Here is a 13,451-nt window from a genome sequence, read left to right as displayed (position 1 = left end):
AACCTATACAAATTGAGCGAGAATGAATGTCCATATACATACAATACCGAGCAAGATGAAGCTGTACTTCACGGTCTTTTTGAAGAGCTCAGATTCTTTCCCTGTTTCTCCAACAGCTGCTGTAGCGATAGCGATTGATTGTGGAGAAATTAATTTCGCCATCACACCACCGGTCGTATTCGCCCCAATTAACAAACCTGCCTGTGAACCGATTTGAGAAGCAGTGACCGCTTGAAGGTTACCGAATAAGGCGTTGTTACTCACGACAGACCCCGTAATAAACACGCCGATCCAGCCAAGCACCGGGCTGACAAGCGGGAACAAATCGCCCGTTTTGGCAAGAGCAAGTCCAATCGCTGAACTTAGTCCAGCAAAGTTCGCAAGGTTGGCAAAGCCCATAACAAAACAAATAGTAAGAACAGGAACCCAAAGCTCTTTCACCGCTGCTTTTAAGCAGACAGCGCCTTCTGTTAATGTAATATGTCTGCTAAACAGCCCTGTCAGCATCACCGCAATCAGAATGGCAGTACCCGTGGCACTGATGACATCAATTTTAAAGATCGCATCAATAGGTGTTTCCGTTTGTGCAATTGGTGGTAATTTCACAATTTGCTGATGTAAAAATGGCATTTTCACTAAAATGGTCGTCCAGTTAAGCGGTCCTCCTACAGCAAACAATGCTTTAAATGCCGGCAGACTCCATACCGTAATAACAGCAGTTAAAATATAGAACGGAGACCATGCTTTCAGTATTTCAACGCCGCGATACGTTTGTTTCTGTTCAATATCTGGCGCTCCTTCTTCACGATAAATGTGTTTTGGCTGCCATTTCCGAAGAAATAAAGCCAAAACTCCCATACTTGCTAAGGCAGAAATAATATTGGCAAGCTCAGGACCCATCGTCACCATTGTGACAGCTTGCAAAATGGCATAGGTACCACTCACAACAAGTAAGGCTGGCAGAGTTTCTTTGATTCCTTTCAATCCATCTACAATCAGAATAAGGAGAAACGGAATACAGAATGAAATAAACGGGATCGTATATACAAGGGTTTGAGATAACGCAAGCGGCGTCATATTGCCCATTTGCGCCCCTGTAATCACTGGAATGCCTACAGCACCAAATGCACCAGACGCAGCATTGGCAATTAAGCAGAGCATCGCAGCTTTCAGCGGTTTAAACCCAAGCTCTGTTAAGAGAGCGGCACTGATCGCAATCGGTACACCAAACCCAGCAGCGCCCTCTAAAAATGCGTTAAAACTAAAACCAATTAATAAGAGCTGAAGACGTTGATCTTGAGAGATTCCTGCAATACTAGATCGAATGACATCGAACTTACCAGATTTCACGGCAATTTTATAGAGCCATACCGCCATGATGACGATATATCCAATCGGCCACAGCCCATTAGATATACCGAGCAGCACAGCAGATAATGCTTTTTCAACTGGCATATGAAAGAAGAAAACAGCTGTTACAAAACTGACGATTAAGGTAAAACAAGCGGCTAAAACACCTTTTAGCTTAAAAACGGTTAATGCAAGAAGAAAAAACAAGATTGGAAGCATTGCCACCAATGCACTGACGAATTCATTACCAAACGGATCATATATTTGCTGCCACATAGTGATTCATCCTTTTCTGCTCAGATAGGTTGCTTTTGATTGATTAAAAATGAGGAGCCAAAATCTCTTTTAACACATTTACACTGTGTGCAAATTTTTCTTTCTCCGTATCATCCAGAGCAAGCTCCATCACTTCTGTTGCACCATTTCGATTCACAAGGGCTGGTACACCAATGTAGACATCTTCTGCTCCGTACTCTCCATCTAAGTAAGTGCTGACAGTTAAAATGCTGTTTTCATTGTGCAGGATCGCTCTTGTAATGCGGGCTAAACTCATTGCTACGCCGTAATAAGTAGCGCCTTTTTTCTCAATGATTTGGTAAGCGGCATGACGAACATTTTCCATGATTTCATCTAAGTCTTCTTGTTTGTATTGCTCATTTCTCTTCATTAATTCTGTAATTGGTACACTTCCGATATTCGCATGACTCCAAACAGCAAGCTCTGTATCTCCATGCTCGCCAATGATGTAAGCATGCACGTTGTGTGCCGCTGCTTCAAAATACTCACTAAGCATGTATCTAAATCTTGCCGTATCAAGCGTCGTACCACTGCCAATCACTCGTTCTTTTGGAAGTCCACTGAATTTCCAAGTCGCATATGTCAAAATATCGACTGGGTTTGTGGCAACTAAGAAAATGCCATCAAATCCACTTTTCATTACGTTTTCTACAATGCCTTTAAATATATTTAAATTTTTCTCAACAAGGTCAAGTCTTGTTTCACCTGGCTTTTGGTTTGCACCAGCACAGATACAGACGATATCTGCATCCTTACAATCCTCATAATCTCCATACCATGTATTCACAGGATGCGGGGCAAATGCTTTTCCATGGTTTAAATCCATCACGTCACCCATTGCTTTGTCTTGATTCAAATCGATGACAACCAATTCATCTGTGATTGCTTGATTTATTAATGTAAAGGCATAACTGCTGCCGACGAAACCTGCTCCAATAAGGGCTACTTTGTTTACTTTTTCGTTTGTCATTTATCTCATCCTCCTGAGTAAAACTAGGCTGTTTTTCTTATGTGAAGTATTTCACATTCATATTGTGCAACATTTCACAAACTTTTGCAAGGGGACTGCTCAAAAAAAATATGTAGCGAATTTGTGAACACATTTATTGTGCTTTCAAAGCGCTGGCTCCATACATATTTCCACAAGAAAAAAGCTGCCAAACGCTCACGGCAGCTTCCTACATATTTAATAAGGTCCCCAGTTGATCATGACCCCGATACAAATAAATACAAGACCGATGACAAACCAAATGAGGGCAAGCGGCACCATAAAACGCAGCCACTTTACATAAGGTATACCACTTGCAGCAAGCACAGCCATCAACACACCAGAAGTCGGATTGATACAGTTGACTACCCCTTCGCCAAGCATCACTGCTTCTACAGCTACCTGTCTTGTGATACCCATTAAATCAGCGAGCGGCGCAAGAATCGGGATAAAGACAACGGCTTCTCCTGATCCTGATGAAATCAAAAAGTGAAGAAGCGCACTCGCAATATACATCCCGATCGCACCAGCGATTGGACTAAAGCCTGTCAGCATACTCGCCAAGCCGTTGACCACTGTATCAAGCAGCTTCCCGTTTTCTAAAATGACTGAAATACAGCGTGCCATCCCAACAATAAGTGCGCCGTATACAAGGCTTTGGCACCCGATAATAAACGTTTTCGCAATATCATTGGCCGCTAAACCGCCGAGCAGTCCAGCAGCGATAGCCATAAAGATGAACACACCCGCCATTTCCTTATCGGTCCAGCCAAGCTGAAGTGCGCCATATAAGAAACCTCCAAGTGACAATCCGCACACTGCTAAAATCAGCTTATGTCTGCCAGTAAATGCAGGCTTGTCCACAGATTCCGCATCGGCTCCGCCAAGCCCCTTAGCAGGAAACCATTGATCGCCAAGAATGCTTCCCTTTTCTTTATTCTTCAGACGTCTTGTATATAAATAGATGTACACAATACTAGAAATAAGAAAACAAAGATAAATAATGACACGCAGGCCAATGCCGGAAAAGATCGGCAGCTCTGCAATCGTTTGTGATAAACCTAATGGAGATGGAGATAAAATCGTTGCGTTAAATCCTGCATAACAGCCGATGTATATGACAGCCGCTCCTGCTACAGCATCCCATTTCAAGGATCGTGCTACAATGATGCCGATTGGAATAAATCCAATGACAGAGTTCACGACAATTCCGGTCGTTCCAAGGACTGAAAATAATCCCCCAACAATACAAATAAACAATAATTGCTTCGTTTGAAACCGGCTGATGACATGGTGTATCATCCCGTTAATAGCACCTGTCTTCTCCAAAATGGCAATGGTTCCGCCCGTAAATAAAATCAGAAAAATAATAGAAGAGGACCCTACCATTCCTTCTTGTATCGCTGTAAAAAAGCCAACTGGACTCACTGGTGATTGATCAATACGGTGATAGCTGCCAGGAACGGCTGTTGTGATCTCCCCAGATGTCTTTCGGTCAAACTCACCCGCTGGTACAAAATACGTTGCTATTGTACAAATCAGTGCAATCATAAATAAGAGAACATACGCATCTGGCATTTGAAGTTTTCGTTTTTGTTTCTCTGGTGCTGATACTGTCGCTGTTTTCATGTGTCAAAACCCCTTTGTCCCGATCAGAATTTCACTTAATTTTCAGAATAATCAAATGATGTGTTATATTATAAACACTGTTGATATTTAAGAGCAATATTATTTCATTAAAATAATGTTTTGGCAGATTATCTGTCAGCAAGGAGGCTTCTCATGACAACTTTGACAAACGAAATGAAACAAACCGTGACAGACATCTTTGAACACTTGCATGCCCACCCAGAAATCAGCTGGGAAGAAACAGAAACGACCGCTTATATTGAAGATATATTGAAAAAATTGGGCTGCAAAACTCAAACATTTGACGACTGTACAGGGGTGATCGGTGAAATTGGAGAAGGCGCACCAGTGGTCGCTGTGAGAGCTGATATTGATGCACTTTGGCAGGAAGTAGATGGTGAGTTTCAAGCCAATCATTCATGTGGCCACGATGCACACATGACAATGGCTCTTGGCACCTTCATGGCATTAAAGGAAAAAGAACGACCGAACGGCACGATCCGTTTCATCTTTCAGCCTGCTGAGGAAAGAGGCGGCGGTGCGCTGAAAATGATTGAAAAAGGTGTGCTCGCAGATGTCGATTACTTATATGGCGTACATGTGCGCCCAATTCAAGAAACATTAAACGGACGCTGCGCTCCTGCTATTTTGCACGGATCAAGTAATCATTACGTCGGCACCATTATTGGCGAGGAAGCGCACGGCGCACGCCCACATCTTGGCGTCAACGTAATAGAAGTGGCTTCAACTCTAGTGCAGAGACTCGCGCATATCCATGTCGATCCAAGAGTCGCGCATTCTGTCAAAATGACCAATTTACATGCTGGCGGGGGCAGCTCAAACATCATCCCAGGGAAAGCTTCTTTTACATTAGATGTAAGGGCGCAAACAAACGAAGTAATGGATGAGCTAGAAAAAGAAATTGAAAGAGCGGTTCATTCTGTAGCGGATGCCTTTGGCGCTTCCATTACACTTTCAACAGACCATCGTCTGCCTGCCGCCACCTTAAATGAGGAAGCTGTCCAGATCATGTCTCATGCAATTGAACAGGTTTTAGGTAAAGAGCAGCTTGATCCCCCGATTGTCACAACAGGTGGAGAGGACTTTCACTTTTATGCAGCAAAGCTTCCGCATATCAAATCCACGATGCTCGGTTTAGGCTGTGATTTAAAGCCTGGTCTTCATCATCCGTATATGACCTTCGACCGCTCTGCAATCTTTACCGGCATTGAGATTTTGACCGAAGCTGTCTATCAAACACTCCAGCAGCATTCATCATAAATGAAAAAGCCACCCGCCTTCTCATCAAGCGGGTGGTCTGCTTTATATTATGCATTCAGATCTGCCATGGCTGGAACGTTGATTTCTTTTACGCAAGATACCCTTGATAAATGAATCACACATCTCGCAAGCTCCACAATATCCTGGACAGGGATTCTCGTTTCATCATATAGAGTGATGGCCTTTTCGGCTCCATCCTCATACGGAACCTCCGCCGCCAGCTCTCCTGGATTGATACAGGTGACGGATATTTTATCTTTCCTCACATGCTCTCTCAGTGCATTCACAATTCCGCGCAGGCCAAATTTAGATGCAACAAACGAGACTTGCGGCAGGTTTGTATGGTCGAGTCCAGCCGTTGAGCCAATCACGATGATTTTCCCATTCTCTGATTTCCTTACGTGCGGAAGCAGTGCCTGGATGTATGTAATGGTTGAGGTGACATTCACATTGATTAAATGTGCAATATCCTCTGGCTGATCGTGATCAAAGGAATAATCGCCTTCAAAGCCTCGTTTTTCCCATAAACCGACGTTATAGATGAGTACATCAATCGTCTGGTTCTCAAGGGCTTCAAGCATATAAGGGATATGCGTTCGGCTTGATAAGTCGATTTTCAGCCAAATTCTATGTACACCGTCATCTATGCTCAAACTGCTTGGTTCACTACGCGACACAATCCAAACTGTATCTCCACTTGAAGGGAGACCCTTTACAAAAGCATCTCCTAATCCTTGACTTGCACCGAATATGATATAGTTTTTACTCATAGCTCCTCCTTCTATGGCACACATACTGTAAGCGTTTTATACCTATATCATACAGATTCAAAGAGACCGGCGCCCCTTTTATGCTCGTCTTCACTTATTGATTGGCGCGGCTACTGGATTTCCTTTAATTCGACTGGTAATGCACGTGCCTCTATAAAGCATTTGATCATTTCTGTAAAAAGTTCTTTCTTCTCAAAAGTAAATGTATGTCCAATACCGGGAACGATGAAGCCTGTTGCCTTCGGATGTGAATTCGTTATTTTTTTTGCTGACCGTTTCATAATGCCTTTTTCTTTTTCTCCCACTGTGACAAGAATGCGTGCCTTCGCTTGTTGAAACGTGTCAGGGAGCTTGTAATGAAGGTTTTCTTGAAACATCGTAAGAAGGGTTTTCTTTTGCAGATGTTTCGATTCCGCCGCATAATGATGCAGTACATGTTGCGAGAGCCCCATCTTTTCAGCTTGGAGCTGGATAAACCAATCTTTCTTTAATAATGGATACGTCAGTGGCAAGAGGGGTCTCACCATGAAATGGAGCCATGGCAAAGGCATCACAAGGGCACTATTGATGACGGCTATGTCTACGATATCTGGCTCTCTTGATAACACATCAACTGCAATCTGCGCACCTAAAGAAAATCCAATCAGAATCACTTGACGCCCATTCGCATTTTCCTTGATCCATGAGATGACTTCACGGGTGCTTTCATTCATTGAAAATATCTGTTCTTTTGCTCTTGTCCCGTGTCCAATGAGATCAGGAGCAAAGCATTCATACGTGTCCTTCAATATTTCAACCTGCTCCTGCCACATCCAGCTGCTTACTCCTCCACCATGCAGAAAAATCATGATTGACTTATCCATCGTCCGACAACTCCATCCTTCTATATAAGAAAAAAGCAGCCGCTTTTTGAGCAGACTGCTTTTTCAACATGCTCCCTTCTATTATAAGGGAACCACTATATCATTGACTATTTTTTCAAATCTTCAATGGAGTTTACGTTCTTCATATATTTCGGAACAACTAGCCCCATTCGAAGACCTTTCATACTTGTACCAAGGTCATCATATTTCCCTTTAAACTTCGCTGCATACGTTTTATGCGTATTTGGCAGCCAAGCGGATAATGATGCATCCGCACTTCCGGTTGCAATTGCTGTCCACATTGGACCTGCTTCAACCTGAGTCAAAGTCACCGTAAACCCGAGTTCACGCAATACTTCTGCCGCAACATTGGTACTTGCAATCTCACTATCCCATGCAACATAGGCCAGATTGACTTTTCCACCATTCGACTTTTTCACGCCTTTTGTCCATTTCGCTACTTGGTCTTTATGTTTTTTCACATATTTTAAGGCGGCATCCTTTGGTTTCACACCATCTTGGATATCAATCATGACTTCGCCCATGTCATCTTGAGACCATTTAAACTGACTAAGCATTTTGGCTGCTTCCGGCTGATCCTTTGCAAAGCCTTTACGTGAAATCGTATGAATTTCTTCCGCTTCACCGTAAGATTTTTTTGGATCATCTAAATATTTTAAATCATAGCGGGAAAACATCCAGTGTGGATTCCATCCAGTGATGATGATTGGCTTTTTACGGTCGTAAGATTTTTTAAGCGTTGCCGTCATGGCTGCACTTGATGCAGACACAACCGTCCAATCCTCTAAGCCGTAATCCTTTTTCGCTTGATCTGTCAGTGCCATAATCCCTGAACCAGGATCGATTCCGATAATGGTTTTATTCACCTGCTGTGCGGCACTCGCATTTGAATCTGTCTGCGCACCGCAAGCGGCTAGTAAAAAGACAAGCAGGGCGGTCATCCCAATGTAGAGAGACTTTTTCCACATTAAGCATTCCCCCTGGATTTTTTCGTTTTAATGTTTTGTGTAATACGGTCAAGTGTAATCGCCACAATCACAATGGCAATACCTGCTTCAAAACCAATACCTGTTTTCAGCTGCGTTACCGCACTATATACTTCTGAACCAAGTCCTGGTGCACCTACCATTGCCGCAATGACGACCATTGATAGAGCCAGCATGATACTTTGGTTAATACCAGCTAAGATGGTTTTTGTTGCAAGTGGAAGCTGAACTTTGAATAAACGCTGGAATGTCGTTGAACCAAATGCTTCGGTAGCTTCAATTAAATCAGCTGGTACTTGTTTAATACCGAGAATGGTCATACGAATCGTTGGCGGCATGGAGAAAATAACCGATGCCACAACCCCAGGAACAACCCCAATATTAAAGAAGAAGATCGCTGGTAATAGATAAACGAATGCAGGCATTGTCTGCATTAAATCTAAAATAGGTGTCACAATTTTACGCACAGTTTCCTTCTGTGATGCCCAAATACCGATCGGAACCCCGATCACAATGGAAATGACCACAGCGGTCAAAACGAGTGCAAGTGTTTGAAGCATTGGATGCCAGTAGCCTAAATAGTCGATCAGTAAAAATCCAATAAGTGTGAAAAGAGCAACTCCTCTTGTACTAATCCACCAGGCAATGCCGGCAAAGATAAGGGTTAAAATAATGGATGGAATGACGCCAAGTGCTGCCACAATCCCATTTACTGTTCCTGCTAATCCATTTGTGATGCCATCAAAGAAACCACCAAACGTTAATGTTAACCAGTCAACAAATTGATCGATATATTCCGCAAACGGAATTCTAGGTAAATCACTCATACTAAACATCTTATTCTACCTCCTGTGCAGAAGGCTCTTGTGCTTTAATTTCCTCTAGCTTGTTAGAAGACATGTTGATATACTCATCATTTCCTGATAATGCACCAATCAATGCACCTCTGACCACAATGCCCTTCATTCTGTTTTTCTCATCGACAACGGCAATCGGAATATTCGCATCAGACACCGCATCAAAGATCTCTGTCAAATACGTAGATTCCAACACTGTCGTAAATTCTTTATCGAGAACCGTTTCAAGTGACGCTCCCGTTTCTGCTGCCTTTTTCGCTGCTTGGGCAGAAATGACACCTAATAAATGCTTTTTCTTATCTACTGCATAGATAGACGAAATCCCAAGGTTTTTCATGAGCGTAAGCGCAACACGTGCCCCTTTATCGATCTGAACTGTTTCTGCACGTTTCATAATATGACCAGCGGTTAATACTTTAGAAAGGTCAACATCTTCAACGAAGCGTTCAACATATTCATTCGATGGGTTCATCAGAATTTCTTCTGGTGTTCCGATTTGAACGATATTTCCATCCTTCATGAGGACAATGCGGTCACCAATACGAAGCGCCTCATCTAAATCATGGGTAATGAAAATGATCGTTTTTCCTACAGATGTATGAAGCTCAAGCAATTCATCCTGCATATCTTTACGAATTAATGGATCTAGTGCGCTGAATGCTTCATCCATTAATAAAATGTCAGGGTCATTTGCTAACGCACGTGCCAATCCAACACGCTGCTGCATACCACCACTTAATTGATTTGGATATTGCTCTTCAAAGCCTTCAAGTCCAACAAGCTTTAAAGATTCAAGCGCTTTTGGTCTGCGCTCTTCTTTATCGACACCTTGCAATTCAAGACCATACTCAGTGTTCTCAAGAATTGTACGGTGCGGGAACAATGCGAAGTTTTGGAAAACCATGCTGATCTTTTTCCGTCTGACTTCACGCAATTGATCCTTTGACATATTTGTTATCATATCCCCATCAATATATATTTCACCGGAGGTTGGTTCGATTAACCTGTTTAGCATCCGCACAAGTGTGGACTTTCCGCTCCCTGATAGCCCCATGATGACAAATATCTCGCCGTCATACACATCAAAATTTGCTCGATTGACACCAACTGTTGCGCCGGTCTCTTTTAGGATCTCTCTTTTTGTTTTCCCTTTTTCAAGCATTTGAGATGCTTTTTTAGCATTTTTACCGAAAATTTTAGATACATTATTTATCTTGATTTTGATATTTCTCTCTTCAGAATTCATATTTTCCCTCCAAATTAGCATCTTTATAACCGTAACATAAGCGTTATGATGCGAACAATCTTTAGAATTCGCTTATTTCCCCACAATATGTATGAATTCCATATAGAGGTCAGGTCATTAGAGTTTATACGCCGTATTACTCGTAAATCCTATAGAATGCTTCATAAACTACATATTTTACGGGGTATTTCCTCTCATCAGACAATATTTTACTGGAAATTCCTAATTGTGCTAAAAAATAAGTCGAATCCTCGTCATAGCGGTTTTTTGAATCATGGGCGAACCATTCCCCTTAACAGGATTTACCCGAAAATGGTCACATAAAAACCTTTTTCCTCAAATTTTATTTAAATTCATAAAAAAACTGCCTGCAACTTTAGTTACAGACAGCTTGTTTTTTTAGGACTCTAGGGCAGCCCGCTTAATATTATCTTGAAGCTCAAGCATACGTTTTGTTCCATCTTCGCGTAATCGCTTGTTCTCTTCTTCGATCTGTTTCGTCTCTTTCATCCCTTGTACAATTGTATTAAAGGAAGATTCGATCGTTTCAATGTCGATGCTTGGACGGCCAGATAATTTGGCAATCTCCACACTTTGACTTGAAATGTTTTCAGCATTTCGTTTCAGCATTTCATTTGTTCTTCTATCCAGCTCACTCATAGAATCAGCCACAAGCTTTTGTCTCTTCGCTGTAACAGCTTGAATGATCCCATTTTTGAAAATTGGAATCGTGATGATGAAGGCAGAGTTGATTTTACCGATTAATTTCGTATTCCCACGCTGAAGCAAACGGATTTGCGGTGCTGTTTGAAGCGCCACCATTCGTGCCATATCAAGGTCATACACACGCTCTTCAAGCGCTTGAATGCCATTACGAAGCGTATCAAGCTCCATTTGTGCCAGCTGGTTTCCACTAGCTGCTTTTTCTTCATATGAAGGAACCAATTGTTTTAATTCTTCGATTTTCATTTGACCGGCTACGACATACTTTTCCAGCTCCAAATAGTATTGAATGTTATGCTCATACATTTCTTCAAGCGTCACAGTCGATTTGGTCATTTCATCTTTATATTTACTAATTTCCACATTAATTTTTTCAATTTCTGCACCGAGCGTTTGATATTTACTAAAAATCTTTTCGATCATGCTGCCGCCGCGCTTAAAGATTTTTGACAACAAACCACCCTTCGGTTCGTCAAAATCATTTTTATCAAAACGATCCATAATCTTACCAAGCTGCGTCAGCATTGTTCCTGAGTCAGTGACGCTTGTTGAACGCATCATTGAAAGGATACGATCAGAGAACTTAGAGATTTCAACGGCCGGCTGTTTTCCGTATTCAAGAAGTTCCAGCTGATTTTTCGCATCGATCTGTCTCGCAATATTTTGCACTTCTGGTTCGTTTCGAAGCTGAACGCGAATATCGTCTGCCTTCTCAATCGTGATTTCCTCTTTATCAATTGAAATGATGTCATTTCCGTTTGTATTTGTCATAAGCTTTGATCTCCTTATCGGTTTTTAATGGATTGAAATAACTTTCTAACGATGGACGGCTCTTTAAACTCCTGGTTCATGACCATCTCATCAAGCCAATGGGTATCAAATAGTTGGTCATCGATATACCGTTCGATACACTGATATCCCGCCGGATGATATACGAAGAGATCCACACCCATTTCATTTAGGAAAATCAGGGCGGCCGCATCAGAACGAGTCAGCTCTCCATTATATTCCGTATGGTATAAAATCACTTTCGGTACGGTTTGTGCGTAATCAAAGGTTTGAATCAGTTCAATGAGATCCTGGCTTAAATGCAGAACCTGCTTGAATAAATAAATACGGACATCTAATTCGGTTTCATTGCCTTCTTTTAATAGCTTCGGATGCTGACAGATTCGAGATATCGCCTCTGCTATCGCACGCTGCGTGCCCTCATATAGATGAGAAAACTGCCACACATTGCTTTTCATTAATAAGTCAGGATCAATCTCTCCATTAGAAGAAAGTGCATGCTGATAATGAAATTGATAATTCGAAGTCACTTCTTTCGTAAAAGGAAAATGGCGAATGGTCTTCGTCTCTTTCCCCTCCATTAACGTGTGAATGCGATCCCAGTATTCACGCTTGTCTCGTGTGACACCCATCATTTTCGCAAAAAGATTCGGAATCTGTATCGTGTCCCGGTCTGCTTTAAAATTCGGGCGGATAAAGGATCGTTCCTTTGCAATTAAAAACAGCTCATCATACGTGGTCTTCAGTGTAATAGAATGAGGAGTATGATCTCTGAATTGCCACGGCTTATACAGCATTGAATCTTCCGTGTGAAGCACCTCTTCAAGCTCTCTTGTCGAGCGGTACGCCACCGTTGATTTCCTCTCAGGCTTTTCAGTAGGGAACGGCTCAAGCTTTGAAGTCCCCGGGTACTGATCAATAAAAGTCAGCTTTTCTTCTGGATCTAATTCGCGGAACGAATCCTCGCCTTCTGGATGAAATAGCACAACATCACAGCCAATCAGCATGACATAGTAAAGAAAATAAAGCTGACTTTTATTCGCCTCTCCATACCAAATGACAGCCGGCATTTTTTCTTCGATATTGACTTCCTTCAGCCATGGACCTAGATGGTTATTTGAAAACTTCACGACATCCAGCAGGACCCGGCGGAAATCAGGATGCTGAAATCCACCCTCGTGCAGCTGCTTGAAATGCTCAAATACCTTGATCAATGAAAGACGGATATGCCGGTTCATCACAGGGTTTGGATGGCGTACAATCAGCTGTTCACCATCTAAAAAAGCAACAAAGCGATTCACGGACAATCCCTTTTCTTCTTGGTTAATCAAATGAATACGCTGCAGCGCTTGAAAATGCTCCGGCTCAATATGACGATTGAGTGTTTCACTTAAAATATGCATGCCGTCTGTTTCGTATAATTCATGTAAATAAATAAAATAATCGGTTGCATCATGCGGAGTTCCAAGGACCCGGGCGGCGAGACGCGGCAAGGACAACGTATGCTCGTCCTTTACATAACCGTCTCTTTCAGGGAGCGGCTTTTTCAGCACATTTTTCCAGGCTTCCTGCTCCGCCCGTGTATGGGTGACATTGATTTCTTTATAACTCACGCCGCTCCTTCCTTTCTCCTATATTTTCTCGAAAGCTA

At 42.3% G+C, this 13,451-nt stretch carries 11 protein-coding genes; 1 reads left to right on the top strand and 10 read right to left on the bottom strand.

Features of this window, described 5'->3' with window-relative positions:
* Positions 1-3: 3 nt before the first annotated feature.
* The 3 genes from NSS76_RS01700 to NSS76_RS01690 form a co-directional block, all read right to left on the bottom strand.
* The gene (locus NSS76_RS01700; RefSeq protein WP_103132604.1) at positions 4-1,626 is read right to left on the bottom strand and encodes an L-lactate permease; all 1,623 of its coding nucleotides are present in this window, start codon (positions 1,624-1,626) and stop codon (positions 4-6) included.
* A gap of 43 nt (positions 1,627-1,669) precedes the next feature.
* Positions 1,670-2,617: an L-lactate dehydrogenase gene (locus NSS76_RS01695; RefSeq protein ID WP_122631524.1), complete on the bottom strand. Its 948-nt coding sequence runs from the start codon at positions 2,615-2,617 to the stop codon at positions 1,670-1,672.
* 216 nt (positions 2,618-2,833) lie between these two features.
* The gene (locus NSS76_RS01690; protein ID WP_024424344.1) at positions 2,834-4,264 is read right to left on the bottom strand and encodes a YfcC family protein; all 1,431 of its coding nucleotides are present in this window, start codon (positions 4,262-4,264) and stop codon (positions 2,834-2,836) included.
* Positions 4,265-4,417: 153 nt separating this feature from the next.
* Between NSS76_RS01690 and NSS76_RS01685 the strand changes: the two genes are divergently transcribed.
* Complete coding sequence (locus NSS76_RS01685; RefSeq protein ID WP_034623963.1) at positions 4,418-5,545, top strand: M20 peptidase aminoacylase family protein; 1,128 nt, start codon at positions 4,418-4,420, stop codon at positions 5,543-5,545.
* Between the two features lie 47 nt (positions 5,546-5,592).
* On the opposite strand, the gene NSS76_RS01680 is transcribed toward NSS76_RS01685, so the two are convergent.
* The 7 genes from NSS76_RS01680 to NSS76_RS01650 all read right to left on the bottom strand — a co-directional run bounded on the left by NSS76_RS01680 (position 5,593) and on the right by NSS76_RS01650 (position 13,413).
* Complete coding sequence (locus tag NSS76_RS01680) at positions 5,593-6,315, bottom strand: SDR family NAD(P)-dependent oxidoreductase (protein ID WP_044333557.1); 723 nt, start codon at positions 6,313-6,315, stop codon at positions 5,593-5,595.
* A gap of 110 nt (positions 6,316-6,425) precedes the next feature.
* A complete protein-coding gene (locus tag NSS76_RS01675) occupies positions 6,426-7,178 on the bottom strand; it encodes an alpha/beta fold hydrolase (protein WP_024424346.1) in 753 nt (250 codons plus the stop codon).
* A gap of 107 nt (positions 7,179-7,285) precedes the next feature.
* Positions 7,286-8,167, bottom strand: coding sequence for a glycine betaine ABC transporter substrate-binding protein (locus tag NSS76_RS01670; protein ID WP_341080285.1), 882 nt, complete (start codon positions 8,165-8,167; stop codon positions 7,286-7,288).
* Positions 8,167-9,012 carry a glycine/proline betaine ABC transporter permease subunit OpuAB gene (gene opuAB / locus NSS76_RS01665; protein WP_024424348.1) on the bottom strand — a complete coding sequence of 282 codons (846 nt, stop codon included), beginning with the start codon at positions 9,010-9,012 and terminating at the stop codon, positions 8,167-8,169. Before opuAB ends, NSS76_RS01670 begins: the two co-directional genes overlap by 1 nt.
* Before the next feature lie 10 nt (positions 9,013-9,022).
* On the bottom strand, positions 9,023-10,288 hold the full coding sequence (gene opuAA, locus NSS76_RS01660; RefSeq protein WP_024424349.1) for a glycine/proline betaine ABC transporter ATP-binding protein OpuAA: 1,266 nt from the start codon (positions 10,286-10,288) through the stop codon (positions 9,023-9,025).
* Between the two features lie 399 nt (positions 10,289-10,687).
* Positions 10,688-11,782: a toxic anion resistance protein gene (locus tag NSS76_RS01655; RefSeq protein WP_024427234.1), complete on the bottom strand. Its 1,095-nt coding sequence runs from the start codon at positions 11,780-11,782 to the stop codon at positions 10,688-10,690.
* Between the two features lie 14 nt (positions 11,783-11,796).
* On the bottom strand, positions 11,797-13,413 hold the full coding sequence (locus tag NSS76_RS01650; protein WP_024424350.1) for a YceG family protein: 1,617 nt from the start codon (positions 13,411-13,413) through the stop codon (positions 11,797-11,799).
* Positions 13,414-13,451: the final 38 nt, after the last annotated feature.

Source organism: Bacillus sp. FSL R5-0654, from assembly GCF_038008745.1.
Taxonomy (GTDB): Bacteria; Bacillota; Bacilli; order Bacillales; family Bacillaceae; genus Bacillus; species Bacillus safensis.
This window is presented reverse-complemented; position numbering and strand designations above follow the sequence as displayed.

What these genes read in the sequence shown, in the direction of transcription:
- NSS76_RS01690 (WP_024424344.1), bottom strand. Translation starts at nt 4,264, where the DNA reads ATGAAAACAGCGACAGTATCAGCACCAGAGAAACAAAAACGAAAACTT.
- NSS76_RS01700 (WP_103132604.1), bottom strand. Translation starts at nt 1,626, where the DNA reads ATGTGGCAGCAAATATATGATCCGTTTGGTAATGAATTCGTCAGTGCA.
- NSS76_RS01670 (WP_341080285.1), bottom strand. Translation starts at nt 8,167, where the DNA reads ATGTGGAAAAAGTCTCTCTACATTGGGATGACCGCCCTGCTTGTCTTT.
- NSS76_RS01685 (WP_034623963.1), top strand. Translation starts at nt 4,418, where the DNA reads ATGACAACTTTGACAAACGAAATGAAACAAACCGTGACAGACATCTTT.
- NSS76_RS01695 (WP_122631524.1), bottom strand. Translation starts at nt 2,617, where the DNA reads ATGACAAACGAAAAAGTAAACAAAGTAGCCCTTATTGGAGCAGGTTTC.
- NSS76_RS01675 (WP_024424346.1), bottom strand. Translation starts at nt 7,178, where the DNA reads ATGGATAAGTCAATCATGATTTTTCTGCATGGTGGAGGAGTAAGCAGC.
- opuAA (WP_024424349.1), bottom strand. Translation starts at nt 10,288, where the DNA reads ATGAATTCTGAAGAGAGAAATATCAAAATCAAGATAAATAATGTATCT.
- NSS76_RS01680 (WP_044333557.1), bottom strand. Translation starts at nt 6,315, where the DNA reads ATGAGTAAAAACTATATCATATTCGGTGCAAGTCAAGGATTAGGAGAT.
- opuAB (WP_024424348.1), bottom strand. Translation starts at nt 9,012, where the DNA reads ATGAGTGATTTACCTAGAATTCCGTTTGCGGAATATATCGATCAATTT.
- NSS76_RS01655 (WP_024427234.1), bottom strand. Translation starts at nt 11,782, where the DNA reads ATGACAAATACAAACGGAAATGACATCATTTCAATTGATAAAGAGGAA.